General features: G+C 72.7%; 21 protein-coding genes and 1 pseudogene. 16 read left to right on the top strand and 6 right to left on the bottom strand.

The genetic code is table 11. The features are described from left to right. The first annotated feature begins 17 nt into the window (after positions 1–17). From IH26_RS0127970 to IH26_RS0127960, 3 genes are all read left to right on the top strand, one after another. Positions 18–1100: an efflux RND transporter periplasmic adaptor subunit gene (locus IH26_RS0127970; RefSeq protein ID WP_245665565.1), complete on the top strand. Its 1083-nt coding sequence runs from the start codon at positions 18–20 to the stop codon at positions 1098–1100. Between the two features lie 167 nt (positions 1101–1267). Beyond that, positions 1268–1921: an ABC transporter ATP-binding protein gene (locus IH26_RS0127965; protein WP_245665563.1), complete on the top strand. Its 654-nt coding sequence runs from the start codon at positions 1268–1270 to the stop codon at positions 1919–1921. Next, a complete protein-coding gene (locus IH26_RS0127960; RefSeq protein WP_030439217.1) occupies positions 1918–3195 on the top strand; it encodes an ABC transporter permease in 1278 nt (425 codons plus the stop codon). Before IH26_RS0127965 ends, IH26_RS0127960 begins: the two co-directional genes overlap by 4 nt. 279 nt (positions 3196–3474) lie before the next feature. Here IH26_RS0127960 and IH26_RS58390 read toward each other — a convergent pair. Then, positions 3475–4446: pseudogene (locus IH26_RS58390) on the bottom strand (S-adenosylmethionine:tRNA ribosyltransferase-isomerase); the annotation flags it as partial. Then, the gene (locus IH26_RS0127950; protein ID WP_030439215.1) at positions 4443–5135 is read right to left on the bottom strand and encodes an SDR family NAD(P)-dependent oxidoreductase; all 693 of its coding nucleotides are present in this window, start codon (positions 5133–5135) and stop codon (positions 4443–4445) included. The pseudogene IH26_RS58390 and the gene IH26_RS0127950, both read right to left, overlap by 4 nt. A gap of 122 nt (positions 5136–5257) precedes the next feature. Here IH26_RS0127950 and IH26_RS0127945 point away from each other — a divergent pair, with 122 nt between their 5' ends. Continuing rightward, on the top strand, positions 5258–6406 hold the full coding sequence (locus IH26_RS0127945; RefSeq protein WP_030439214.1) for a GAF domain-containing sensor histidine kinase: 1149 nt from the start codon (positions 5258–5260) through the stop codon (positions 6404–6406). Continuing rightward, complete coding sequence (locus IH26_RS0127940) at positions 6393–7022, top strand: response regulator (RefSeq protein ID WP_034216064.1); 630 nt, start codon at positions 6393–6395, stop codon at positions 7020–7022. Before IH26_RS0127945 ends, IH26_RS0127940 begins: the two co-directional genes overlap by 14 nt. Positions 7023–7485: 463 nt before the next feature. On the opposite strand, the gene IH26_RS0127935 is transcribed toward IH26_RS0127940, so the two are convergent. Further along, on the bottom strand, positions 7486–10248 hold the full coding sequence (locus IH26_RS0127935) for a galactose oxidase family protein (RefSeq protein ID WP_084599126.1): 2763 nt from the start codon (positions 10246–10248) through the stop codon (positions 7486–7488). Between the two features lie 280 nt (positions 10249–10528). Here IH26_RS0127935 and IH26_RS0127930 point away from each other — a divergent pair, with 280 nt between their 5' ends. From IH26_RS0127930 to IH26_RS0127900, 7 genes are all read left to right on the top strand, one after another. After that, complete coding sequence (locus tag IH26_RS0127930; protein ID WP_030439211.1) at positions 10529–11359, top strand: LLM class F420-dependent oxidoreductase; 831 nt, start codon at positions 10529–10531, stop codon at positions 11357–11359. Positions 11360–11376: 17 nt separating this feature from the next. Continuing rightward, positions 11377–11778 carry a TIGR03668 family PPOX class F420-dependent oxidoreductase gene (locus IH26_RS0127925; RefSeq protein ID WP_030439210.1) on the top strand — a complete coding sequence of 134 codons (402 nt, stop codon included), beginning with the start codon at positions 11377–11379 and terminating at the stop codon, positions 11776–11778. Positions 11779–11835: 57 nt separating this feature from the next. Further along, on the top strand, positions 11836–14046 hold the full coding sequence (locus IH26_RS0127920) for an SCO7613 C-terminal domain-containing membrane protein (protein WP_030439209.1): 2211 nt from the start codon (positions 11836–11838) through the stop codon (positions 14044–14046). Positions 14047–14200: 154 nt separating this feature from the next. Further along, positions 14201–17242, top strand: coding sequence for a putative bifunctional diguanylate cyclase/phosphodiesterase (locus tag IH26_RS0127915; protein ID WP_030439208.1), 3042 nt, complete (start codon positions 14201–14203; stop codon positions 17240–17242). A gap of 14 nt (positions 17243–17256) precedes the next feature. Then, a complete protein-coding gene (locus IH26_RS0127910) occupies positions 17257–18498 on the top strand; it encodes an aminotransferase class I/II-fold pyridoxal phosphate-dependent enzyme (RefSeq protein WP_030439207.1) in 1242 nt (413 codons plus the stop codon). After that, the gene (locus tag IH26_RS0127905) at positions 18498–20123 is read left to right on the top strand and encodes an MFS transporter (protein WP_051808580.1); all 1626 of its coding nucleotides are present in this window, start codon (positions 18498–18500) and stop codon (positions 20121–20123) included. The genes IH26_RS0127910 and IH26_RS0127905 overlap by 1 nt, the downstream gene beginning before the upstream one ends. Beyond that, positions 20120–20572: a nuclear transport factor 2 family protein gene (locus IH26_RS0127900; RefSeq protein ID WP_030439205.1), complete on the top strand. Its 453-nt coding sequence runs from the start codon at positions 20120–20122 to the stop codon at positions 20570–20572. Before IH26_RS0127905 ends, IH26_RS0127900 begins: the two co-directional genes overlap by 4 nt. Here IH26_RS0127900 and IH26_RS0127895 read toward each other — a convergent pair. Beyond that, entirely contained in the window at positions 20524–21378 is an 855-nt protein-coding gene (locus IH26_RS0127895; protein ID WP_342668310.1) for a hypothetical protein, read from the bottom strand. The two genes, IH26_RS0127900 and IH26_RS0127895, sit on opposite strands and share 49 nt — an antisense overlap. A gap of 680 nt (positions 21379–22058) precedes the next feature. Here IH26_RS0127895 and IH26_RS60115 point away from each other — a divergent pair. The 4 genes from IH26_RS60115 (at position 22059) to IH26_RS0127880 (ending at position 25727) form a co-directional block, all read left to right on the top strand. Next, positions 22059–22709 carry a hypothetical protein gene (locus tag IH26_RS60115; protein ID WP_157437439.1) on the top strand — a complete coding sequence of 217 codons (651 nt, stop codon included), beginning with the start codon at positions 22059–22061 and terminating at the stop codon, positions 22707–22709. Between the two features lie 615 nt (positions 22710–23324). Then, positions 23325–23906 carry a TetR/AcrR family transcriptional regulator gene (locus IH26_RS0127890; protein ID WP_030439203.1) on the top strand — a complete coding sequence of 194 codons (582 nt, stop codon included), beginning with the start codon at positions 23325–23327 and terminating at the stop codon, positions 23904–23906. An 86-nt stretch (positions 23907–23992) separates the two neighbouring features. Beyond that, complete coding sequence (locus IH26_RS0127885; protein WP_030439202.1) at positions 23993–25159, top strand: maleylpyruvate isomerase N-terminal domain-containing protein; 1167 nt, start codon at positions 23993–23995, stop codon at positions 25157–25159. A gap of 1 nt (position 25160) precedes the next feature. Beyond that, complete coding sequence (locus IH26_RS0127880) at positions 25161–25727, top strand: RNA polymerase sigma factor (RefSeq protein WP_051808578.1); 567 nt, start codon at positions 25161–25163, stop codon at positions 25725–25727. Between the two features lie 10 nt (positions 25728–25737). On the opposite strand, the gene IH26_RS0127875 is transcribed toward IH26_RS0127880, so the two are convergent. Further along, on the bottom strand, positions 25738–26178 hold the full coding sequence (locus IH26_RS0127875) for a nitroreductase family deazaflavin-dependent oxidoreductase (RefSeq protein WP_030439200.1): 441 nt from the start codon (positions 26176–26178) through the stop codon (positions 25738–25740). 99 nt (positions 26179–26277) lie between these two features. Continuing rightward, positions 26278–26415: a hypothetical protein gene (locus IH26_RS60110; protein ID WP_157437438.1), complete on the bottom strand. Its 138-nt coding sequence runs from the start codon at positions 26413–26415 to the stop codon at positions 26278–26280. Between the last annotated feature and the right edge of the window lie 148 nt (positions 26416–26563).

The following is a 26563-nucleotide window of genomic DNA, read 5'->3' as shown; positions in this document are numbered from 1 at the left end:
ACGGACGGGGGAATCCGTTGGAGAGACGCAGGCTGGCCCGCCTGGGGGTGGTCGCGGCGGCCGGGGCCCTGCTGTGCGGGTGCACGTCGTCGGCTTCCCGGCCGGCGACGCCCGGGCTCGAGCCGCGCGGCACGGTGCTGACCACGGTGAAGCCCACCCGGCAGGACCTGACCAACCAGGTCAGCCTCAACGGCAAGGTCGAGATCGACCCGGTGTTCGGCGTCGTCGCCCCGGTCAGCGGCGAGATCCGGTACGTGAACCGCCAGCCGTCGGCCAAGCCCGCGACCGAGCCGCTGTGGGTGGGCTCGGTGTGGCGGGACGGCGCGCCGAACCGGGTCTACATCCCGGCCGGCTCGATGTTCGCCGGGCGGCTCATGGGCGACCACGCCCCGGTTACCGCGGGCATGCCGGTGGCGTCCGCGAAGCACGCCGGGTACGGCATCGTCGCCGACATCGACAGCTCCCTGGCGTACCGGATCTCCGGCTCGGTCCAGACCGTCCGCGGCCAGATCAAGAACGGGCCGGGCCCCTTCCCGTGCCAGGCAATCGGCACGATCGCCGCGCTGCCGGCCGGGACAATCCCCGAACCGCCGGCGGCCACCAACCCGTCGGCCCCGTCGGCCGGCGGCGCACCCACGGCGGCGGGCGGCACCCGGGTTGGCGGCCCGGGCAACGGCTCGGGCGGCGACTCCGGCGACGCCTCCAGCGGCGGCTCGTCTGATGGCTCGTCTGATGGCTCGTCTGGCGGCTCGTCCGCTGGCTCGGACGCGACCGGCATGCGGCTGGTCTGCACCGCCCCGGGCAGCGTCAAGCTGATCAACGGCGCCGCCGTGACGCTCGACGTGGTCACCGCCAAGGCCGCGCACGCGATGGTGCTGCCGGTCGAGGCCGTCGCCGGCGTACAGGGCAAGGGCAAGGTGGACATCGTCGGCCCGGACCGCACCCGCCGAACCGTCGACGTCACGCTCGGCATCACCGACGGCAAGGTCATCGAGATCCGCAAGGGCCTCACCGGCGACGAGACGATCGCCGTGCCCGGGCCGGACCTGCCGACCGCCACGCCGAACACCGGCCAGGGCGGCCCTGGGGCGCCCGGATGAGCCCGTCCTCCTTCGACGGCACGGCCTCTTTCGATGGCGCGGCCTCTTTCGATGGCGCGGCCTCTTTCGATGGCGCGGCCTCTTTCGATGGCACGGCCTCTTTCGATGGCACGGCCTCTTTCGATGGCGCGGACGGGGCGCTGATCGAGCTGGCCGGGATCACCAAGGTGCTCAAGGGCCAGCAGGAGCCGCGGACGATCCTCGACGGCGTCGACCTCACCGTGCGGCCGGGCGAGAGCGTGGCCATCGTCGGGCGCTCCGGCTCGGGCAAGAGCACGCTGCTGAGCGTGGTCGGGCTGTTCGACCGGCCGGACTCGGGCCGGTACCTGCTGGCCGGCGAGGACATCAGCCGGCTGCCCGAGCGCCGGGCCGCGAAGTTGCGCAGCTCCCACTTCGGCTTCGTCTTCCAGCGGTTCTTCCTCCTCAAGCACCTGACCGCGGCCCAGAACGTGGCGATGGCGCTGGTCAACGGCCAGGGCTGGCTGCCCCGGCGGGAGCGGCGCAAGCGGGTGCTGGCGGCCCTCGACCAGGTCGGCATCGCCCACCTCGCGAAGAACCGGCCGGCGAAGATGTCCGGCGGGGAGCAGCAGCGAGTGGCGATCGCGCGCGCCCTGGTCCGCAACCCGCGGATACTGCTGGCCGACGAGCCGACCGGCGCGCTGGACACCGAGACCGGCTCGCTGGTGATCGATGCCCTGCTCGGGGCGACCGAGCGCGGCTGCGGCCTGATCCTGGTCACCCACGACCGGGACCACGCGGCGCGGATGGGCCGGATCCTCGACCTCGTCGACGGCGTACTCACCGAGCGGGTGCCCACATGATCCGCCTCTCCGGCCGCCTCCGGTCGTCGCTGATCATCGGATTGCAGGGCATCCGGGCCCGCAAGCTGCGCACGCTGCTGTCGATGGTGAGTCTCTTCCTGGGTGTGCTCGCGGTCGTGGTGGTGCAGGCCGGGGCGAGCATCGCCGAGCGGGCGCTGCTGTCCGACCTGGAGCTCACCAACGGCGTCGACGGCACCCGGGTGATGGGTCTGCAGCCGACCCCGCAGGCCGCCGACGTGGTCACCAGCACGCTGCGCGGCCACGCCGACGCGGTGGCGTCGATGGACCTGTCGGCGATCATCGGCGAGCCGGGCGTGACGCCGGTCAACCCCAACGGCTCCCCGATGGACGAGAACTGGGGCGACGCCCAGGTCTGCTACGCCGACGGCCACTGCGACATCCAAGGCGGCCCGAAGGGGGAGGCCGTCGCGCTGCGGCTCACCGCGCTGACCGGCGACATCCGGGTGTTCCGGCCGTTCCACCAGCAGTCGGGACGGTGGCTCGACTTCACCACCGTGCCCGCGCTGGCGCCCCGCCTGGTGCTCAACCAGGAGGCGGCGAAGGGCTTCCGTCAGCATCACGTGCCCGCCGAGATGCGGGTCAACGGTGCGGTCAACGACATCACGCCGCAGTTCATCGGCGTGGTCGACGACGGCGACAAGCAACCACACGCATACGCCCGGGTCGACGAGCTGACCAACTGGCTGCCGACGACCGGGCTGGCCGACCCGAACACCGGCGGCCAGCTGCAGGTCATGTTCCAGCCGTCGACCCCGGCCGAGCGGGTGCTGACGGCCAAGCTGCGCGGGCTCGGCGTCGAGACGCAGATCTCCACCGTGGACTCCCACAAGGAGCGCGGCAAGGAGCTGACGCTGATGCGCCTGATCTTCTTCTCGATGGCCGGGCTCGTGCTGCTCATCGGCGTGGCCGGCATCCTCAACGTCGGCCTGGCCACGGTCGGCGAACGGGTCGAGGAGTTCGCCCTGCGCCGCGCCGTCGGCACGCCCCGCACCCTGCTGGCCGGCATCGTGCTGGCCGAGACGCTGCTGACCGGCCTGCTCACCGCCGCCGCGGCGATCGCGGTGAGCGCGGCGGCACTCAAGGTCGTCTCCACGCTGCTCGGCGACTCACAGCCGCTCCTGCACAACGTCCAGTTCCCCTGGGAGGCCGGCGTGGCCGGCATCATCGCGGGACTCGTGGCCGGCGTCCTGGGCGGCTTCATCCCGGCCCTGCGCGCCGCCGGCATCCCCATCGCGACGGTGATGCGCGCCTGATCCACGCCGGTCCCGCGTCCCCGGCTCGTCCCGGTCGCGGGCGGTCGGCTTGCCCCGGTCGCCCGTGCCCAGCTCGCTTTGGTCCCGCGTGTCCGGCTCGTCCCGGTCGCGGGCGGTCGGCTTGCCCCGGTCGCGGGCGGTCGGCTCGTCCCGGTCGCGGGCGGTCGGCTTGCCCCGGTCGCCCGTGCCCAGCTCGCTTTGGTCCCGCGTGCCCGGCTCGCCCCGGTCGCGGGCGCGCGCAGGCTCGGGCCGGCGTGCGTCGGACAGGATGAGGTGGACGTCGCCGAACTCGTGCCACAGGTAGCGGCCGCGCAGCGCCTCGGCGTAGGCGGCCCGCAGCGCCTCCTCGCCGGCGATCGCGGTGAGCATGCGCAGGTGCGAGGCGCGCGGCTCGTGCAGGCCGGTGAGCAGGCCGTCCACCACCCGGATGCGGTGCTCGGGGCCGATCACGAGGTCGGTCCAGCCGGTGCCGGCCGCGCCGCCGGTCGACTCCAGCGCCCGCACCACGGTGGTGCCGACCGCGATGACCCGGCCCCCGGCCGCGTGCACGTGCCGGATCAGCTCGGCGGTCGACTGCGGGATGTCGAACCACTCCGGATACGGCGGCTCGTCGACCTCGGCCGAGGCGACCCCGGTGTGCAGCGTGATCGGCGCGACCAGCACCCCCCGACCGGCCAGCTCGGCCAGCACCCGGCCGGTCAGCGGCCGCCCGGCACTGGGCATTTCGGCGCTACCCGGGCGTACGGAATAGGAATTTTGGTAGGTTTCCAGCGGCCAGTCCCGGTCGGTGTACGAATACCGGATCGGCCGCCCGTGCCGGGCCAGATAGTCGACCATCGTCCCCGGCACGTCGGCGTCGGCGACCCAGAGCCGATCGGTGAACCGCTCCCGCAGCGTCAGCGTGCCCTCCGGGATCGCTATCACCCGCGGCGCCGGACGGTCGAACGGCGCGGTCGTGCCGCCGGTCGGCCGGCGCGGCTCGACCAGCCAGCTGCCGTCCTCCCGCTCGGTCGACACGTGCACGACCAGGCCCGGGCCGGCGTCGAGCGCGGCCGGCAGCGTCGCCGAGTTGTTCACCACCAGCAGGTCGCCCGGCTCGAGCAGGCGCGGCAACTCCCGGAACCGGTGGTGGCTCACCGCGACGCCGCGGCTCACCAGCAGGCGCACCTCATCCCGCCGTTGGCCGTGGGCCTCGGCCGGCTCGCGTGCCTCCAGATCGCCGGGCAGGAGGAAATCGAGGGTAGCGGTCATCGCAAAGTCCCCGCGACATAGCGACCCGACGCCAACCGGTCGTGCACCAGCCCCAGCAGGCGCGGCACGACCGTCTCGGGCAGCGGCCGGTCGGAGATGTCCTCGCCCGGGAACGCCTCCTGCTGCAGCCGGGTGCGCAGGTCGCCGGGGTCGACCGCCCACACCCGCACGGCCGGCTCCTCCTTGGCCAGGACCGCGCTCGCGTGATCCAGAGCGGCCTTCGCCGCGCCGTAACCACCCCAGCCCTCGTACGCCTCGACCGCGGCGTCGGAGCTCACGTTGAGCACCGCGCCGGCCGGGGAGCGGCGCAGGTGGGGGAGCAGCAGCTGGGTCAGCGCGATCGGGGCCAGCACATTGACCTCGAAGGTGTCCAGCAGCGCGGGCAGCGGGAAGGTGGCCAGCGGCGGCGGTGGGCTGCCGCCGAGCGTGGACGCGTTGTTGACCAGCAGGTCGGCGCCGCCCAGCCGATCGGCGGCGGCCGCGAGCTCGGCGCGGTGATCGTCGTCGACCACGTCGCCCGCGATCGCGGTCACCTTGGTCAGCCGACTCAGGTCGGCCGCGGCTCTTTCCAGGTCGGGACCGGTGCGCGCGTCGATCACGAGCTGCCAGCCGTCGCGGGCGAGCCCCTCGGCCAGGGCACGGCCCAATCCCTGTGAGGCTCCGGTAAGCACTGCCGTCTTCGTCGTCATGTCTCGACCCTCCCGCTTCGGCCCGGCGAACGTATCGGCCTCGGGACGGCTTCCGAATCGGTCGATGGACCTAGGACCGTGGTACGAGGCGCTCCGCGCCGGCCGCGGCTATCGTGGCCCGCGTGACGAACCGCGATGAGCTCCGCACGGCGCGTCGCCTTTCCGAGGCGGTGCTGGCGGTCAGCGACCAGCTGACCGTCCCCGAGGTGCTGCAGACCATCGTGGATACGGCCCGTGAGCTGGTCGGCGCGGAGTATGCGGCGCTCGGCGTCCCCGACGACGACGGGTCGTTCGCCGAGTTCGTGGTGGCCGGGGTCAGCGACGAGATGCGCGCCGCGATCGGCCCACTGCCGCGGCAGCACGGTTTCCTCGCGGTGATGCTGCGCGAGCCGCGGGCCCAGCGCCTCGCCGACATCCGGGCCGACCCGCGGTTCGGCTGGTGGCCGTCGGCCCACCCGGTGCTGGTCGCGTTCCTGGGCGTGCCGGTCCTCAGCGGCGAGGAGATCCTCGGCGCGCTGTATCTGGCGAACAAGTCCGGCGGCTTCACCGACGCCGACGAGGAGCTGGTCGGGGTGCTCGCCGCGCATGCCGCGATCGCGCTCACCCACGCCCGGCTGTATGCGCGGAATCGTGAGCTGACCATCGCCGAGGAGCGCGCCCGGATAGCGCACGACCTGCACGACGCCGTGGCCCAGCGCCTGTTCGGGCTGCGGCTCACCGTGCAGGCCGCCGAGCTGCTGCTCGACCGCGACCCGGCGGCGGTCCGCGAGCGGCTGGCCGAGGTGTCCACGCTGGCCCGGGAGGCGGCCGAGGAGCTGCACGCGGCGGTGCTGGAGCTGCGCCCGGCCCAGCTGGCCGAGGACGGTCTGCCGTCCGTCCTCCGCAAACAGGTGCAGGTGCTGGACAGGGCGTATGGCGGGGCCGGCGGCCCGAGGCTGTGCTACCAAGAGGCCGACCCACCGGTGCTGCCGACCGGCCAGCAGACGGTGGTGCTGCGGGTGGCGCAGGAGGCGCTGCACAACGCGGTCCGGCATGCCTGCGCCCGCAGCATCTCGGTGAGCCTGACCCGGCACGGCGAGACCGGGGCCGCGCTGGAGGTGGCCGACGACGGGGCGGGTTTCGACGTCGCGGCCGTGGTGCGCGCGGGCCGCAGCCTGGGGCTGAGGTCCCTGCGCGAGCGCGCCCATTCGGTCCGCGGGGTGGCGACCATCCGCTCCACGCCCGGCGCGGGCACCGTCGTGCGGTTGGAGGTGCCCGGTGGCACGGGGTGAGGTCCGGGTGCGGGTGCTGATCGTCGACGACCATCCGGCGGTACGCCGAGGGCTGCGCACCTTTCTGGAGCTGGCCGACGGCCTCGAGGTGGTCGGCGAGGCCGCGAACGGGCCCGCCGCGCTCGACCTGATCGCGGCGACCGAGCCCGACGTGGTGCTGCTCGACATGGCGCTGCCCGGGATGGACGGCGTGGAGGTGCTGCACGAGCTGCAGCGGCGGGAGTTGTCGTGCCGGGCGCTCGTGGTCACCAGCTACACCGACCGGATGCCGGCCGCGATCCGGGCGGGGGCGCGAGGCTACCTGTCGAAGGATGTGGACCCGGTGGCGCTGGTGGCGGCGGTGCGCTCGGTGGCGGCCGGGCACCTGCTGCTGGAACCGGCCGCGGTGGCGGCGTTGATCGCGACGCCCACTGAGGGTTCCACGTTGACGGCGCGTGAGCGGGACGTGCTGCTGTTGCTGGCCGAGGGCCGGTCGAACCGGGAGATCGCGCGGGCACTGGCCGTCGCGGAGAAGACGGTCAAGACCCACGTGTCGAGCATCCTGCTCAAGCTCGGCCTGGCCGACCGCACTCAGGCCGCGGTCTACGCGGTCCGCAGCGGGCTGACCGACCACTGAGGACGGAGGAGCGATCGGGCGGTAAGTGCGCGCTGGGGGTTGGGCGGGACGGGACGCGGACTTCCCGGCGAGCCGGGCGTCGACGGCCCGGCCGGGGCGGCGGGCGAGGGCCGGGGTGGCGGGCGAGGGCCGGGGCGGCGGGCGAGGGCCGGGGCGGCGGGCGAGGGCCGGGGCGGCGGGCGAGGGCCGGGGTGGCGGGCCGCGCGAGCGTGGGCGGGCGCGGCTCGGCGCGCGGGCCGGGTGGCGCGCTCGGCGGACGGGCTGGGTGGCGGGCTCGGCGGACGGGCCGGGTGGCGCGCTCGGCGGACGGAGAGCCCCGCGACCCGGCCCGCGCGCAAGACCTGCACATGGTCGGCGACCAAGCCACGCGAGCAGCCACGCGAGCCAGCCACGCGAGCCAGCCACGCGAGCCAGCCACGCGAGCCAGCCACGCGAGCCAGCCACGCGAGCCAGGCCGGCCAGCTCAGCCGATCTTGATGACCTTGGCGATGCTGGGGACGCCCTTGGCGTTGAGGGCGAACAGCATCCAGTAGCCGGGCAGGGCGATTCCGGGGTCGGCGGGGATGGTCAGCTGGTAGCCGGCCGCCACCGTGGTCGACGGGAGCGAGAGGCGGCGCTGGTCGGTGTCGACGCTGTGGGTGGCGGTGCCCATCCGGATGATCGCGAACTTGGTGACCGTACTGTTGGTCTTGACCGTGATTGTGGCGCCGTTGTCGGCTGTCGACGGGGCCGACGTGATGACCGGGCGGGTGGCGGCCGAGCCGTCCGTGTTCAGCAGGTACGGCGGGGTGAAGGTCTGGCCGTCGAAGTGGTTCGTGACGCAGCCGGTGCCGCACAGGCCCCCGCCGCCGGTGAAGACGCGGCCGTCCGGCATCAGCAGCGCCACGCTGTGGTAGTTGCGCGGCACCGACGCCGCGGCCATCGTGGTGAACTTGCCGGTGGCCGAGTCCCACAGTTCGGTGCTGTAGACCGAGTTGTTGTCCGAGAACGGCACCGCGTAGGTCTGGCCGCCGAATACCGCCACCTTGCCGTCCGGCAGCACGACGCTGTTCGCGAACGAGCGGGCGTTCGCCATCGAGCCGACCCGCTTCGTGGTCACCTCGTTGTTCACGCCGTTGATGGTCAGCACGTACGCGTCGGCCGTCGCCGAGCTGTTCTGGTAGCTCGGCGAGCCGCCCAGCGCCAGGATCTTGCCGGTGTCGTACATGACCGCGTTGCCGTTCATCTGGTCGGCCGCGTCGCCCCGGGTGCCGGCCGGCGTGGTGCTACCGTCCCCGGACGTGCCGTACCAGTTCATCGCGCGGGACGGGCCGGCCTGCAGCACCGAGCCGCCGGACCAGGCGAACAGCCACGCATGGTTGTCCTTGCGATAGTCGCCGTTCGGGTCGGCGTCGTCGGTCAGCATCGGCACGACATCCGTCCCGGGCAGCGCCGTCCAGCCGGTGTCCGACGACCACACCTCGCCGTTCTTGTGCGGGGTGCCGTCCTGCCCGCCGTGCCCGCCGTTCCACGAGCCGCCGATCGTGAAGACCCGGCCGTCGGAGAGCGTCGCGCTGGCCTGGTACCCGCGCGGCGTGGTCATCTCCGGCCCCGCCGTCCACGCGTCGGTGGCCGGGTCGTAGATGCTGGTCTTCGAGCTGTCGCTGCCGCCGGTCACGATGATCCGGCCGTCGGGGAGCGCCGAGATGCCGGGGCAGAACATGTCGTGCCCGGTGTCGGTGACGGTCCGCTGGGTGACCACGCCGGTCTTCGGGTCGTACGTGGCGGTGACCGTCTGGCCGTACCCGCCGTTGAAGGTGTCCGGCTGGAACGCCGACCAGGTCAGGATCTTGCCGTTGGGCAGTTGGGCGGCGGCCACCGGCACCAGCGGGAAGCCGACCGGCGCGCTGAAGCTGCCGCGGCCGGGGACGATCGAGCCGCTCGGGCCGAGGATGTTGAGCTCGGCGGCGCTGCTCCAGGGGCCGCGGCCGCCGGCCTCGGAAAGAGCTTTCACGCGTACGTATCGAGCGGTCACCGCCGGAAAGACGACCGTCTGCAGCGCGCTGTCGTCCGGGAAGCCCGCCTCGGCGATCCGGGTCGTCCAGCTGGTCCCGTTCGTCGACGTGAGGATCTGGTAGCGCCCGATCCGCCCGTTGGCCGAGCCGTCCTGCCGGGGCAGGTAGGTGAGCCCGCCGATCGACCGTGCCGTCCGCATGTCGATGGTCAACGCGTGCGGAAGCGCGGCCGTCCATTCGCTGTGCCAAATCGAAGAAACGTTGCCGTCGAGCACGTTCTGCGCCCGGCCGTTCTCGTTCGCGGTCTCCTGGCTGTCGGCCGTCGCCACCCAGCCGGTACGCGCCAGCGACGGGTCGGTGCGGCCCAACATGTTGATCTCGGCGGCGCTGCTCCACGGCCCGCGGTCGCCGGCCTCGCTGAGCGCGGTCAGCCGCACGTACCGGGCGATCCGCGGGGCGAACGTCCGGGACTGCACGACCGCGCTGTCCTCGAACGTCCCGGACGACACCGGGTCGCCCCAGTCGACGCCGTTCGTGCTGGTCTCGATGGTGAACTTGCCGATCCGCCCGTTCGCGGAGGCGGCCGGCCGCGGCAGGTAGGCGAGACCGGAGACCAGGTAGCGGGTCTTCATGTCGATGGTCAACGCGTGTGGGAGCGAGCCGGTCCACGCGCTGTGCCAGATCGTGGAGGTGTTGCCGTCGAGCACGTTCTGCGCGCGGCCGTCCTCGGCGGCGGTCTCCTCGCTGTCCGCCGACGCGGTCCAGCCCGTACGCGGCAGCGCCGGGTCGGTCCCGCCGAGCAGGCTGATCTCGGCCGCCGCCGAGCGGGTGCCGCGACCGCCCGCCTCGGTGAGCGCCCGCAGCCGGACGAAGCGGGCGAACCGGGTGCCGATGGTGACGGTCTTGAGCGTCTTGTCGTCGGCCCAGGTGCCGGTGGCGACCGGCTTGCTCCAGGCCGTGCCGTTGTCGCTGATCGTGATCTCGTAGCGGCCGATCCGGCCGCTGGCCGAGTCGGCGGCCGGCAGGTAGGTCAGCCCGCTGAACGCGATCCGGTTGTGGGTGTCGATGGTGATCATGTGCGGCAGCTTGGTGGGGCCGGTGCGCCACACGGTGCCGGCGTTGCCGTCGAGCACCTTGCCGGCGAGCGCCGCGGAACTGTCCGCGGTGGCGGTCCAGCCCCGGGTCGGCAGCGGCGCGGCCTGGGTCACCGCGACCGGCACCGCCGAGGGCATGACATGGATGGCGTGCTGATCGGCGGAAGAATTTTCCGAGTTCGGCTCATGCAACGCGTACGCGCTGCCGATGAGGACGCATAGAACCGCCGTAGCCGCAGCCCGCGGCCGCCAAGTCCGTACCCGCACAATGCCCCCAAGATCTGGTCAGGCCGGGAATTCAACCGGGGACCAGAGCGCACGAATAGGTCCGACCGGACATATCCGGATCGGCCGGGCGGACGCGTATATCGACGACCTGTGACGGGTGTAGACGCGCGGGGAAATTAGGATCGTGTGTATGGAATTTGGCGTCGGATATTTCCCCACGCACGACGGATTGCGTCCCGGTGAGATCGCCCGGAAAGTCGAGGAACGCGGTCAGACCGCGCTGTACTTCGCCGAGCACACGCACATCCCGGCCAGCCGGGAGACGCCCTGGGGCGGCGGGCGCGACCTGCCGCGGAAGTACTGGCACACGTACGACCTGTTCGTGGCCCTGACCGCGGCGGCCGAGGCGACCACCCGGCTGCGCATCGGCAGCGGCGTCTGCCTGGTCGTCGAGCGCGACCCGATCACCACGGCCAAGGAGGTGGCGAGCGTCGACCACCTCAGCGGGGGCCGGTTCGAGTTCGGGATCGGCTCGGGGTGGAACCGGGAGGAGATGCGCCACCACGGCACCGACCCGCGCACCCGGCTGGCGCTGCTCGGCGAGCGGGTCCGGGCGATGCGCGAGATCTGGACCCGGGACGAGGCGACCTTCCACGGCAAGTACGTGAACTTCGACCGGATCTGGTCGTGGCCCAAGCCGGCCCAGCAGCCGTGGCCGCCGATCCTGGTGGGTGGCGGCGGGCCGACCGCCGAGCAGCGGGTTCTCGAGTACGGCGACGGCTGGTTCCCGCAGTGGCACGACCCCGAGGTGCTGGCCCGGATCCCGGCCCTGCGCGCCCGCGCCGACCGGCACCTCGACATCCAGGTGCTCAGCGTGCCGGCCGACCCGAAGGCGCTCGAGCAGCTGGAGGCGGTGGGCGTGCACCGCGCGTCGTGCTGGCTGCCGTCCGGCCCGTCGAGCGTGGTCGAGCCCGCACTGGAGAAGTGGGAACGGGCGATCGCCGACCTGACCGGCAAGTGAGCCGACCTGACCGGCAAGTGAGCCGGCCTCAGACCCCGGCCGAGCGGTTCGCCACCGTCCGGGTCGCCCGCCTCGCCACGGCCGGCCCGGACGGCGCGCCGCACCTCGTGCCGATCGTGTTCGCGCTGGTCGGCGACGTGATCCACACGGCGGTCGACGGCAAGCCCAAGCGCACCCGGCGCCTCCGGCGGCTCGCCAACATCGCCGCGAACCCGCGGGTGAGCGTGCTGGCCGACCACTACGAGGACGACTGGTCGCGGCTGTGGTGGGTGCGGGCCGATGGCGTGGCCCGCATCCTGGACGACTCGCCGGCCGGGCTGGCGGCGCTGGCCGAGCGCTATCCGCAGTACCGGGAGACGCCGCCGCCCGGCCCGTTCCTGGAGATCACCGTCGACCGCTGGACGGGGTGGCAGCCCTAGGCCGGTTGAGTACTCGTGCTCAGTCGCCGCGCCCGGCCGGTGGCGAGGATCAGGGACGTGACGTACCCGTGCCCGAACTGCGGTTCCCCGGCGAATCTGGAGACCGGCTGCCCCTCGTGCGGCCGCGGCCCCGACCCGGACGCCGCCGAGGTGATCCGCACCGATGCCGAGATCACCACCCTCATCGCCGACCTCGCCACCGCCCGCGCGACGGTGACCGACATCGAGAACCGGATCGGCCAGGCCTGGCACCGGCGCGACGCCGCCGCGGCCCGGGTCCGCTCCGCCGCCGGTCCTGAGTCACCGCCGCGGCCGGAGACTTCCTCCCGCGCCGTGCAGAACCTGCTCTTCACCCTCGGCGGCCTGCTCCTGGGCGTGGCCGCGATCGTCTTCACCGCCGTGGCCTGGTCCCAGTTCGGCGTCACCGGCCGTGCCACCCTGCTCACCGGGGTCACCGTCGTCGCGCTCGCGGTGCCGCCGCTCGCGCTGCGTCGTGGCCTGCGCGCCACCGCGGAGACCATGGCCGCGGTGGGCGTTCTGCTCACGCTGCTTTGCGGGTACGCGGCCCGATCGGTCGACCTGTTCGGCGTCGCCGGCGTCTCCCCGGCCCGCTATGCGGGCGCGGTCTGCCTGCTGACCGCCGCGATCGCCGTCGGGTACGCCCTGCTCACCGGCCTGCGCGGCCCGCGCTGGGCGGCCCTGCTGATCTTCCAGCCGGCCCTGCCGCTGCTGGTCTACCCGTCCCATCCGGGCCTGGCCGGCTGGTCGCTGACCTTCGGCGCGATCGCCGCCGTGGACCTGGCCGTCCGGCGCGCCCTCGCTCCGCCGGCCTACGCGTGCGCCGTCCTGGCCACGCTGGTTGCCGCCCTCCCGGCCGTCATTTCCGGATTGCGTACGCTCGGCGCGTCCCAGCCGTTCTTCCACGCGGCCTGGCTCGCGGCCGTGCCGTATGCGGGCTGGCGGCTGCCGCTCGCGCTCGGCCTGGTCACCGCGGCCCTGTTCGGCACGGTCCCGCCCCGCCTGCGCCCGGCCTCCCTGGTCGCCGGCGCCGCCGCGGTCGCCCTGGCGCTCCCGGCCGGCCTGCACCTGCCCTGGTGGAACGCCCCGATCATCGACCTGGTGGTCATCGCCGGCGCGCTGGCCATGGCCGTCCGGTTCACCGCGCCGGCGCTGCACACTCCCGCCGCCCGGGTCGCGGCCCTGCCCGGCGCTGCCTCGCCGTCCACCCCGTCGGCCGCGGCGTCGGCGGTCACGCTCGGCACCCGCGCCGCCACCTCCGCCACGGTCATCACCTTCGTGACCCAGCTGGTCGCGGCCGCGCTGCTGGCCGCCCACGCCCTGGCCGCCGCCTTCGGCCGCCCCGCCGTGGCCGCCGGCACCCTGATCGCCCTCGCCCTGCTCGGCGCCGCGCTCGCGATCCGCGCCCAGCTCCCCGCGCTGGCCGGCGCGGGCCTGTTCACCGCACTGGTGGCCCTGCCCCCGATCGCCTGGACCGGCACGGCCGCCGTCGGCCTCACCCCGGCCGCTCAGGCCCTGTCCGTCACCGCCGCCGCGGCAGCCACTCTCCTGCTGATCGCCCTCGCCGACAGATCGACCGCGCCCGCGGCCTTCGCCAGGGCCGCGTCCCGTGCCCGACGAGCGGCCGTTGTACCGCTGGGGCTTGTTCTGCTGGCCGTTTTGCCGGGTTTGACGCCGGGGATCGGGACGACGGTCGTGCTGGCCGTGATCCTCGTGGCGGCGGCCGCGGTGGGGGCGGCCGGACGGACGCGAGTGGCCCGGGGCCTGGGGTTGACCGTGGCGGTAGCCGTGGGTCTGGACGCGACCCTCACTAGGCCCGCGGGAACGGTGCTCGAGGCGTACGCCCTGGTCGCAAGCGGCCTGGCACTCGCCGCAGCCCTTCTCGCCAAGCGCGACCACTCTTCCAGCTGGACCAGCTACGGCCCGGCGCTGATCATCGGGTTGGTGCCCAGCCTCGCCTCGGTGCTGACCGACCAGGAGGGACAGGACCTGCGCCGGCTGCTGCTGGGGATCGGCGCGCTCGCGATTCTGCTGGCCGGGGCGAAGGCGCGGCTGCGCGCGCCGGTGATCGCCGGCGGCACGACGCTGGCCGTGGTGGCCCTGGACGAGCTGGGGCTGGTGTGGGATCTGATCCCGCGCTGGATCCCGCTCGCGGCCGGCGGACTGCTGCTGGTGCTGCTCGCGGCCACGCTCGAGGCGCGCCGCCGCGACCTGGCCCGCTTCCGCCACGCGATGGGCCGCATGAGCTGAATCGGGGGACGGGCGTGGGTTCGGCCGACTGAGCCGACCCGCGCCTCGTCCGTTCGGCCGAATTCGTGTTCCGTCCGTAAACCGACTGCCGGGGCTTGCCGATGCGAAGGGCCACTACCCCCCCGTCGGCCATGCTGGGCAGAACGGAGCACGGATGTCGCCCGTACGCATGCAGTCGTGCTTTGCCGCCTGGATCGTCTTCCTGACGATCCTGTTCTACTCGATCCCCGCGGCCAGCATGTACACCTGGGCGGCCATCGGTCTGTCCGCGGCGGGCGCCGTCCTGATGGGCGTGCGGCGGCATCGCCCGGCCAAACGGCTGCCGTGGTACCTGCTGTCCGCGGTGCTGGTCAGCTTCACGCTCGGGGACACCACCTACAACGTGCTCACCGACTATCTCGGCCAGGTGAACCCGTTCCCGTCCGCCGCGGACGTGTTCTACCTGCTGGTCTACCCGGTGCTGGCGGCCGCGCTGCTGTTCTTCATCCGGGCCCGGGCCGGCGCCGACAACCGGGCCGCGCTGCTCGACGCGCTGGTGCCGACGGCCGGCCTGGGCCTGCTCTCCTGGGTCTTCCTGATCTCGCCGTACGTGCGCAACGAGGACCTGGGCGTGCTGGAGAAGCTCACCTCGATCGCGTACCCGCTCGGCGACGTGCTCGCGCTGGCCATGCTGCTACGCCTGCTCACCGCCGCGGCCCGCAAGCCGGTCGCGCTGATCACGCTGGCCACCGGCGTGACCGGGCTGCTGATCACGGACGTCCTCTACGGCCTGCGCCAGCTCGACGGCACCTGGCAGGTGGGCGGCCCGACCGACTCCGGCTGGATCTTCTTCTACACCGCGGTGGCGCTGGCCGCGCTGCACCCGTCGATGCGCCGGCTCACCTCGGGCGGCGACGCCGTCACCCAGCAGGTGGCGGGTGGCCGCCGGATCGCGGTCATGGTGATCGCCGCGCTGATCGCCCCGGCCGTGCTGATCGTCGAGGACGTGACCGGCGGCGTCGAGGACGCCATCATGATCGCCACCGCGTCCGGCCTGATGTTCCTGCTGGTCATGGCCCGGGTGGCCGGGCTGATCCAGGCCCAGCGGGACAACACCGCCCGGGAGCGGACCCTGCGCATGTCGGCGGCCGACCTGGTCGCCGCCAGCAGCGAGGACGAGGCCGGCCGGGCGGTGATGCAGGCCGTCGCGGCGATCGTGCCGGAGGGGGAGGACTACCGGCTGCTGTGCTTCCGGGGCGAGATCCAGGCTCCCGAGGAGCCGACCGGCGTGCTGCGGACCGGCTGGGTCGCGGTCGCCGACCTGCCCGGCGAGATCGGCGCCCAGCTGGGCCCCTTCGAGTCCGCGCTGTTCGCCGAGTCCGTCTCGCTGTGGGCCACCAGCGGCGAACTGCACCGCAACTACGGCTATCTGGCCGCCGACGACCAGGTGCTGACCGAGCTGCAGGCCTCGTTCGAGGCGATCACGGCGCAGGGCACGATGGCGATCGAGCGGATCACGCTGACCGAGGAGATCAAGCGGCGCAGCAGCGAGGACTACTTCCGCGCGCTGATCCAGAGCGCGTCCGACGTGATCCTCATCGTCGGCGACGACCAGCTGATCCGGTACGCGAGCCCGTCCGCGCTGCCCGTCTTCGGCCGCACCGACCTGGTCGGCACGTCGCTGTTCCGGCTGTTCGCCCGGACCGACCACGCCGAGCTGCGGGCGCTGCTCGAACAGCACGGCTCGCGGGACGGCGTCGACCTCACCGCGATCTCCGGCGACGACCTGTTGCTGCAGGTCGAGTGCACCTGCCGGGACCTGCGCAACGACCCCGCCGTCGGCGGCCTGGTGATCACCATCCGGGATGTCACCGAGCGTCGCCGGCTGGAGAACGACCTGGCCCACCAGGCGTACCACGACTCGCTCACCGGGCTCGCGAACCGGCTGCGGTTCCAGAACCGGCTCGAGCAGGCCGCGCTGAGCGCCGAGGCGACCCGCAGTCTCGTCGGGGTCCTGTTCGTCGACCTCGACGACTTCAAGGAGGTCAACGACACGCTCGGGCACGGCGCCGGCGACCAGTTGCTGATCGCGGTGGGCCGGCGGATCGCCGAGGTGGCCGGGCCGGCGAACATGGCCGCCCGGACCGGCGGCGACGAGTTCGCGGTGCTCATCGAGCACATCACCGAGCCGGACGAGGTCGAGCGGGTCGCCGAGGGCATCGTGGCGGCGCTCGCCATCCCGATCGAGGTCAGCGACGGCGCCGGCGGCCAGCACCTGGTCAGCGGCGCGGCCAGTGTGGGCGTCGCGACCAGCGGCGACAGCTCCGGCATCACCGAGCTGCTGCGCCGGGCCGACGTGGCGATGTACGTGGCCAAGACCGACGGCAAGCGCACCTGGCGGCTGTACCGCGACGAGCTGCACCAGGAGATGATCCGTCGGCTCGAGATGCGGGCCGCGCTGATCGAGGCGGTGCCCGGCGACCAGATGCGGCTGCGCTACCAGCCGATCGTGGACCTGCCCACCGGCGAGGTGGTCGGCCTCGAGGCGCTGGTGCGCTGGCAGCACCCGGCGCGCGGCCTGCTCGGCTCGAACGAGTTCATCGAGCTCTCCGAGGAGAACGGCTCGGTGGTCGCGATCGGCGGGTGGGTGCTGCGCGAGGCGCTGCGGACCTTCACGACTTGGCTCTCCACCGACGCGGGCGCCACGCTGAAGTACCTGAGCGTGAACGTGTCGGCCCGGCAGTTCCGTACGCCCGGCTTCGTGGACCAGGTGCGCGACGTGCTCGCCGAGACCGGCGCCCGCCCCGAGTGGCTGCTGCTGGAGATCACCGAGAGCCTGGTGCTGCACGACGCCGAGCAGGTCTGGGCCGATCTGCGGGAGCTGCGCCGGATGGGCATCCGGATCGCGATCGACGACTTCGGCACCGGCTACTCGTCGCTCAGCTACCTGAGCCAGATGCCGGTCGACGTACTCAAGATCGACAAGTCCTTCATCGACGACATCCTGCAGTCCAAGCAGCAGATGGCGCTCGTGCAGACCATCGTCAGCCTCGCCCGCACGCTCGACCTGCTGGTCGTCGCCGAGGGCATCGAGCTCGACGGGCACCGCCAGGCGCTCGTCGACATGGGTTGCCCGTACGGCCAGGGCTTCCTGTTCTCCAAGCCGGTCACCGCCGACGAGATCGGCGAGCGACTGGTCACCCCCACCCCCCGCTAATCGGAAGGAACTGCATGTCCCTCACCGGTCTCGAGTATGTCCAGCGCGAAGGCCGCTGGGCCGACCTCGAACGGCTGCGCAGCGGCAACCCGATGTACGACGCGACGATCGAGGAGATCAAGGGCCGGCGCATCCGGGTCGGCGACCACTGGCTGGCCGACTTCGCCTCCTGCAACTACCTCGGCTTCGACCTGGAGCCGGAGATCATGGAGGCGATCGCCCCCGAGGTCGCCCGCTGGGGCACCCACCCGAGCTGGTCCCGGCTGCTCGGCAACCCGGCGATCTACCCGCAGATCGAGGAGAAGCTGACGGCGCTGCTCGACGCGCCCGACACCCTGGTGCTGCCCACGATCACCCACATCCACATGTCGGTGCTGCCGATCCTGGCCGGCAAGGACGGCTACGTCTTCCTCGACTCGCAGGCCCACAAGACCATCTACGACGGCAGCATGTACGCCCGGGGCCTCGGCGCCACCGTGCAGCGGTTCCGCGCCAACGACCACGAGCACCTGCGCGAGCTGCTGAAGGCGGCCCCGGCCGGCGTGCAGAAGGTCGTCGCCATGGACGGCGTCAACTCGATGACCGGCAACGCGCCCGACATCAAGGCGTTCGCGGCGGTCGCCCGCGAGTTCGGTGCGCTGCTCTACGTCGACGACGCGCACGGGTTCGGCGTCATCGGGGAGCGGGCCGCCAACGAGACGTCCCCGTACGGCGTCAAGGGCAACGCGATCGTCAAGTACTGCGGCGAGACGTACGACAACATCGTGCTGGTCGGCGGCTTCTCCAAGTCGTACTCGTCGCTGCTGGCCTTCCTGGCGCTGCCGACCTGGCTGAAGAACCACCTGAAGGTCTCGGCGCCGCCGTACCTGTACTCGGGCCCGGCCCCGACCGCGTCGCTGGCCACGGTGAACGCCGGTCTCGACCTGAACGAGAAGCGCGGCGACGCCATCCGGGCCGACCTGTACCGCAAGAGCATGAAGGTGCTCGACCACGTGCGGGGGCTGGGCGTGTTCACCCCGAACACCGGGGACACGCCGGTGATCGAGCTGCCGCTGGCCGCCGGCGAGGACATCGACGCGGTCGGCAAGCTGCTGTGGGAGCGCGGCATCTACGTGACGCTGGCCGCGTACCCGCTGGTGCCGCGGGACCAGGTCGGCTTCCGCGCCCAGGTCACGGCGGCCAACACGGACGAGGAGATCGACCAGCTGAACGCGGTGATCACCGAGCTCGCCGAGGCCGGGAAGCTCCGCCGCTGATGCGCGCCGTCGGTCCGCTCGCACCGTTGCGCCATCGGCAGTTCCGGCTGCTGTGGACCGGCATGAGCGCCTCGCTGATCGGCGACGGGATGCTGCTCGTCGCCCTGGCCTGGCAGGTGTACGACCTGTTCGGGGTGCCGGCCGCGATGTCCGCGGTCGGCGTCGCCCTGTCCCTCCCGCAGGTCGTCACGCTGCTGCTGGGCGGGGTGGTGAGCGACCGGTTCGACCCGCGCCGGGTGATGCTCGCGTCCGACGTGGTGCGCGGGGCGGTCATGGCCGGGGTCGCGGCGCTCACCCTGACCGGGGCGCTCACGTCGCTGTGGATGCTGCTCGGGCTGATTGCGCTGTACGGCTCGGCGGCCGGGTTCTTCGGGCCGGCGTTCGACGCGCTGGTGCCGCAGTTGGTGCCGGCGGATGACCTGGTCGCGGCGAACTCGCTGGACCAGTTCGTACGGCCGGCCGGTTTGCAGATTTTCGGCCCGATGCTCGGTGGTTTCCTGATCGGATTGGTCGGGGCGGGGTGGGTCTTCGCCGCCGATGCCGCGACATTTGCGGCGTCGGTGGCCTGCCTGCTGGCGATGCAACGGGTCTCTCCGGATACTCCGGATGAATCGGACGCTGAGTCGCTGTGGTCCGAAATGCGCGAGGGCATCGGATACGTCCGCAAGCACATCTGGCTCTGGGGCACCTTCCTCTCGGCGACGTTCACCTACCTGCTCTTCGTGGGCCCGACCGAGGTCCTTCTGCCGTACGTGGTGAAGACTTCGCTCGGGGGAAGCGCCACCGCGCTCAGCCTGGTGCTCACCTCGGGCGGGCTGGGCGCGATCGCCGCGGCGCTGGCGGTCGGCTGGATCGGCGTGCCCCGCCGGTTCATCTCGTACATGTACGCGACCTGGGCGATCGCGACGCTGGCGGTGGCCGGCTACGGGGCCGCCACCGCGACGTGGCAGCTGGCCGCGGCGTGCGTGCTGGTCAACGGCCTGGAGGCGGCCGGAACGGTGGCCTGGGCGACGACCAAGCAGCGGTTCGTGCCGGGCGACATGCTCGGCCGGGTGTCCAGCGTGGACTGGTTCGTCTCGACGGCGCTGCTGCCGCTGTCGTACGCGCTGGCCTCGCCGGTCGCGTCCTGGATCGGCGTCCGTCAGACGCTGCTCGGGGCGGGCCTGCTCGGCGCGGCGGTGACCTTCGGCTTCCTGTTCCTGCCCGGGATGCGCGCCCTCGAACGGCTACCGGAGTACCGCCCACGGCATGCGGCGTGGCTGCCGCGGTCCGCGTCCGTGCTAGCGCCTGCGCCCGCTGTGCCCGCGTCAGCGCCCGCGCGCGCCGCGTCAGCGCCTGCGCCTGCCGCGCCTGCCGTGCCTGCCGTGCCTGCGCCTGCCGCGTCTGCGCCTGCCGCGCCCGCGCCCGCTGCACCTGCGCCCGCTGCACCTGCGCCCGCTGCACCTGCGCCCGCCGCGTCTGCGCCCGCCGCGCCCGCGCCTGCCGTTCCCGCTGCGCCTGCGCCCGGCGTGCCCGCTGCGCCCGGCGTGCCCGCCGCGCCCCCGGCTCCGCCCGCCGCCCCCGTGCCCGCGGCCTCCGCAGCGCGTCGCCCCGCCCGTGATCAACAGGAGGTTCTGGTCGGATGAGTGAGCCCCTGGACGCCGTGCGCGACCTGAGCGACGCTTTCGCCGCCCGCGACTTGGACGCGGCGCTGGCCTGCTTCGTCCCCGGCGACGACATCGGTTACGCCGGCTCCGAGCGGGACGAGACGGCGACCGGCCGGGACGCGCTGACCGCACTGCTCGGCCGGGTCTTCCTGCGCGCCGAGGCATACGCGTGGACGGTGACCGGCGCGACCGTGCACCGGTACGGCACCCACGCGTACGTCCTAGCCGAAGCCGACGGCCTGGTGCGAGCCGACGCGGGCGACCACGCGCGTCGGCTGGCTCGTGCGCGTCGGCTGGCTCGTGCGCGTCGGCTGGCTCGTGCGCGTCGGCTGGCTCGTGCGCGTCGGCTGGCTCGTGCCCGTCAGCTGACCTCCGCCGGTCAGCTCACCTTGGAGCCCGAGATCGACGGGTTCCCGTTGCCCAGGTAGAAGACGCCCTTGAAGGTCTCGAACCCGTCGCTCGGGTTCTTGCGCAGCGTCGAGTTCCGGATGGTCAGCGTGCCGGTGCGGTCGTTGCTGACGAAGAAGATCGCACCCCCGCCCTCGTTGGCGTGGTTCCTCTCCATCAGGGTGCCGTCGAGCACCAGCTTGAAGTTGTCCCCGTCGAGATAGATCGCCCCGCCGTTGCCCCCGCCCGGCGTGCCCGCGCGGGCCGGGTTGGCCCCCCGCCCGATCGCGGTATTGCCGGAGAACACGCTGTTCAGCACTGTCCACGAGACCTGGATGCTGCTGAGCGCCGAGCCGTTCGTGCAGGACCCACCGGTGAACGTGCTCCCCACGATGTACACCGGCTGGTCGCCGCCCTGCTCCAGCACCCGCATGGCCGCGCCGCCCAGGTCCGGCCCCGTACTATCGCAGCGGTTGTCGGTGAACCGTGAGTTGATCACCTTGATGTGCCCACCACGCGCGAAGATCGCCCCGCCCCCACCCGGGTAGGTGTCGTCGTTCGGCTGCCCGATGCTGTTGCCCTTGGTGAAGGCCATGTTCTGAATGGTCAGCCGCGGCCAGTCCTGATCGACGCAGCGCGAGGTGCTAGGCCCGAGGCTCGGATCGCACCCGTCCATGTAGATGATCCGCCGCTTGCCGCCCCCGCTGAGCGTGACCCGCCCACCACCGTCGAGCACAACCGGCGTGGTGCGATTGTGCACCTTGGCGGTGGCCGACATCGTGATCGTGACCGGCGCCGGCCCACAGTCGAAGGTGATGATGCCCCCCGCGGCAACCGCCTTGACCACGGCCGCCGAGGTGCAACTGGAAGCAGTGCCATTCCCGACCGTACGGGTGGGATGACTGGTGTCCACCGCCCGCGCGGCGCTAGGAATCGAAGCATGCCCCGCCGGATTGCCCGGCTTGGGCAGAAGCTGCGGCGCCACCGACTTGGACGGCGTCGGCGCAGCACTGGCCGACCCGGACGGCGCAACCGACGGCGCCACCGACCCATCGGGCAACACGTCTGAATCAGACGAGACGGGCGCAGCCGCAGCCGCCTGCGGGTCATCGTGGCCCCCGGACTGACATCCGCCGAGCACCCCGACCCCGAGCAGGCCAACCGCCACGACGGCAAGGACCGGTCGATTTCGCACCGAGCGATGGTACGGCCCGAGCCCTGCCCCCGGTATGGGCCGAGTCGCCGATGCGCCCGCCCACCTGCCGTGACACCCGCGCCCATCCACCCTGGCGACATTCGGCGTGCCCACCACCCCGAGAGCCCAGGCGCGACCGCACCACCCGCCCGCAATACCACCAAATTAACCGTGCACCGATTCGGCCCGGCCGCTATCCTTGCCGGAGGTTCGGTAAAATGTGTGGGAGACGCACTCAACCGCACCGCCCCGGAATGGCTGCCCTCCCTACGAAATGCGAACCCGGAAATGCGCCGCGCCGAGTAAGGCAGACGCACGTCCGAGCCCGGGGAATGGCCTATCGCGTTGAGCGTCTGCTCTTCCGTGATGGTCGACGCCCGCGCGGTGGCAGTCTTGCCCTCAGCGGCGGCTCGCGCTTCAGCGGCGCCCGTGACCCGGGCGGCGTCGTCCTGGACTCGGGTGGTGGACCGGGCCCGAGCGTCCGCCCTTGCCTCAGCGGCGCCCGTGACCCGGGCGGCGGCCTCGACCTGGGTGGTGGCCCGGGCCCGAGCGTCCGCCCTTGCCTCAGCGGCGCCCGTGACCCGGGCGGCGGCCTCGACTCGGGAGGCCTGCGCTTCAGCGGCGGCCCGCGCCTCGCCAGCGGCCCGCGCTTCAGTAGCGGCCTCGGCTTCGGCGGCCGCTCGCGCCTCGCCAGCGGCCCGCGCTTCAGCGGCGGCCCGCGCTTCAGCGGCGGCCCGCGCTTCAGCGGCGGCCTGCGCTTCAGCGGCGGCCTGCGCTTCAGCGGCGGCCCGCGCCTCGGCGGCGGCCCGCGCCTCGGCGGCCGACCGCTTGCGGCGAAGACGCCAGAGCTTCAAGCCATGCCGTTGCGCGAGACCCCAGTCGCGACGAGCGGCCTGCTCCCGACGAAACTGCTCAGCGGCCGGAGAATAACGGCGCGACTTGGTGCGGTCACGCATCCCCGCCAATTGATCCCGGGGAAATAGCTCCAGCTGCTTCATCTCAATATTGTCGCACCTCCGGGAATGTGGCAGTAAGCCCGAACAAGCGTTCGATCATGCCAATCTTTCCCTGGCTCAAGAATTAGATCTTGGAGAACTAGCGAAGATTTCTCGCACATATTCCGCTGATTATTCGCCCAGGGGATGCGAGGAGGAGGGGCGGTCAGCGAAAGGGGCGGTACCCACAGCGACCAGGCAGCTGTCGGGCCATGGCAAGCAGGCGGCGCCCCACCACCATGCCGTGACCGGCGGCACCCACGGCGACCAGGCAGCTGTCGGGCCATGGCAAGCAGGCGGCGCCCCACCACCATGCCATGACCGGCGGCACCCACGGCGACCATGCAGCTGTCGGGCCATGGCAAGCAAGCCACGCACCACCATGCCGTGACGGGCGGCCCCCACGGCGACCAGCCAGCTGTCGGGCCGTGGCAAGCAAGCGGCACCCACAGCAACCAGGCAGCTGTCGGGCCATGGCAAGCCAAGCGGCACCCGTGACCGGCTGTAGGGCCCCTCACAGACGGCCGATTCCTTGGCGGAAACCCCCACCCCCATATGGGAAGATCGGCCCATCCTTTTGTCCCGATCCAAGGAAGAGACCGCGTGCAGCTTCGTCGCACCGACATCCTGGATGCCGCCCGCGAGCTGATCGATGCCGACGGGCTGGACGAGTTCAGCGCGCGCAAGCTCGCCGCCGCCCTCAAGGTCACGCCCGGCGACCTGCAGTGGCACTTCCCCGATCGGCAGTCCCTGCTCGAAGCCCTCGCCGAGGACCTCATGGCCGGCGTAGGCGAGCCACCCCCGGCCGGCCCCTGGGACCGGCGCCTCATCACCCTCGCGCACCGCCTGCGCCGCGCCCTGCTCGGCTTGCGGGACGGTGCCCGCCTGCTCTCCGGCACGTTCGTGACCGAGCCCAACACGCTGCGCGCCGCCCGCACCGGCACGCGCGTGCTGATCGAGGCGGGCCTGCCGCCCGACCAGGCCGCCTGGACGGTCCTGGCGATCACCCACTACATCGTCGGCCACGTGATCGAGGAGCAGTCGGTCCGCCCCAAGCTGCCGGCCGACCTGAGCGGCGTGGACGATCTGAACCGCGAACTGGCCGCCACGGTCACCGCCGATCCGGCCCGGCGCTTCGAGTTCGGCCTGGGTCTCCTGATCGACGGGATTCGACGTCTCTTTTAGACGGTTTCTGTCCGGAATCCGAAAGCGAAGCCGGCCGCCCAGCGCGTAGGGTGCATCGACGACCGGCGCCGGAGGGGGTGCGCGCGATGGTCCACCCGGACGACCTTCTGGAGTCCTTCGCGTTCGGCGAGGCTCCCGAGGCCGGCCCGCATGTCGCCGCCTGTCCGCCGTGCTCCGCGCAAGTCGAGCTGGCCCGGGCCGCCGCCGGCTGGCTCGCCACGTCGCATCTGGCCACCCCGCCGCCCGGCCTGCGTTCCCGGGTTCTGGCCGCCGCCGTCGCGGTGCGGCCTTCGTCGTCGGCCCCCTTCTCTTCGGCGTACGTCGCGGAGGTCGCCGACCTGGGAGTGCTGCTCGATTCGCTGTCCCCCGCGCAGTGGTCGGCGCCCACCGCGGACGGCCGCTCGGTCCGCGACCTGGTCCGGCACCTGACCGGCAACGACGGCAACGTGCTGGCCGACCTCGGCGTCGCCCAGCCCTCGGGCCACCTTTGGAAAGACCGATCAGACCTTCTCTTGCGTACGGTGGGGCAAGGCGACGAAACACTGCTGGCCCGTCCGGTAAGGCTGGCCGGCAAGGTCCCCATCCGCCGCCCGCTCCGCGACGCCCTGACCCAGCGCGCCTTCGAAACGTGGATCCACCGCGACGACATCCGGCTCGCGATCGCGCTGCCACCCATCCCGCCCGCCTCCGCCCACCTGGCCCGCATCCTCGCCTTCGGCCTGGCCCTGCTCCCCGGCGCGATCCAAGCCGCCGGCCGCGCCCGCCCTGGCAGCGTCCTCCTGACCCTCACCGGCCCCGGCGGCGGCGACCACCTCGTGCCCATGGGCACTCCCGCCTCCTCAGCGCATCCGGCCCAGCCCCGGCCCGGCCAGCCCCGGCCCGGCCAGCCGCGGCCGTCCCAGCCGGGGCCCTCCCAAGCGGGGCCGTCCCAGGTGGGGCCGTCCCAGGTGGGGCCGTCCCAGGTGGGGCCGTCCCAGGTGGGGCCGTCCCAGGCGGGGCCGGGCCGGGCGCACCCGCAAGCGGCACCGCTGGATGCGGCGACGGCGGAAGCGGCGCGGCAGGACGAACCACGGGCGGAAGCGGCGCCGGCGGGCGATGGCCTCTGGATCGCCGAGGTGCGGATGCCGGCCGAGCGGTTCGGCCGGTTGATGGCCGGCCGGGTGCCGGTCACGCCCACCATCGCGGTGGTGCAGGGCGATCGGTCGGCGGCGCTGGACCTGCTCGCCGTCGCGGCCACGCTGGGGTGTGAGTGACGTGCGGTCTCTCGCGGACGACGTGCGGCTCCGCGCCCAGCTCGTCGCGGCCGACGAGAGCGCGCTGACCGAGGCGTACGACCTGCACGCGCCCTCGGCGTATGCGCTGGCGCTCCGGATCACCGGCGATCCGAGCTGGTCCGAGGACGCCGTGCAGGAGGCGTTCGTCGAGTTGTGGCGGCATCCCGAGCGCTTCGATCCGACGACCGGCTCGCTGCGCACCTGGCTGTGCATGCTGGCCCGGCGCCGGGCGATCGACCTGTTGCGCCGGCAGTCGGCGCAGCGCGATCACCTGACCAGGCTGGCCGGGCAGGCGCCGGTGGAGCCCACGGTCGAGGACGATGTGGTGGGCGCCGCCCAGGCGAAGGCCGTGCGTGAGTGCGTACGCGATCTGCCGGTCTTGTATCGGGACGCCATCGCGCTCGCCTACTACTACGGGTTGTCCTATCGGCAGGTGGCCGTCGAGCTCGGGGTCCCCGAGGGCACCGCCAAGTCGCGCCTGCGCAGCGGGTTGCGCCTGCTCGCCGAGCGCATGTCGGCGGCCGGCTACCCGATGGACGCCGCCTGACCGACCGTCGTCAGCCGGCCGGGACGATGCGGAAGACCGGGAAACCCGGCGCCGCCGCCTCGATGTCCGCTTCCGGTGAGTCGGCCTTCAGGCCGTCGAAGAACGCGCCCGTCTCCCACGCCCACTTGCGCAGGTAGAGGCGGATCAGCGGAGCCTTCTCCGCGTCGGCGATCTCGACCGGGGTGAAGCGTTCGCTGCGCCGGCCCAGGCGGAGCTCGCCCTCGCCGACCGCCCGCAGGTTGCGCACCCACTGGGTGTGGCCGCGGGGCGCGAGCAGATAACGGCTTCCCTCGTACGTGAACAGGTTGACCACCGTGGTGCGCACCTCGCCGCTCTTGCGGCCGCGGACGGCGAGCACCCGGCTGCCCATCAGGCTGATGCCGCGGGTGGTGAGCCACTTGGTCAGGGTGTTGAAGATTTCGGCGGCGCGGTTCGGGGCCAGGTAACGCATGGTTCCTCCTCAATCAGAGAGCAGTGCTCTCTCTTGAGTACAGTGAACCCCGGGCGCCCGCACTCTGTCAAGAGCAGTGCTCTCGAATTCACCCGCCGGTCAGTATTTGAACTCGTTGACCAGCGCGGTCAGCTCGGCGGCCGGCCGGGAGAGGTTGCTCGCGGCCTGCTGGGTGGTCCCGGCCACGTCGGCCGTGGACGAGGCGACGTCGGCGACCCCGGTGACGGTGCCGGCCACCTCGCCGCTGTTCGAGGCCGCGTCGGCATCACCACCGTCGAGGCGATGACCCGCACCTTGATCGTGAAGGTGAAACGGCGTACCGGAACCCCCTGATCGACAGATCGGCGAACCTTGGCCCGATCCGAGGAAAAGGAGGATGCGGCGT

Source organism: Actinoplanes subtropicus (genome assembly GCF_000721705.1).
GTDB lineage: Bacteria > Actinomycetota > Actinomycetes > Mycobacteriales > Micromonosporaceae > Actinoplanes > Actinoplanes subtropicus.
The sequence above is the reverse complement of the archived record's forward strand: the minus strand, read 5'-3'. Positions and strand labels throughout refer to the sequence as shown.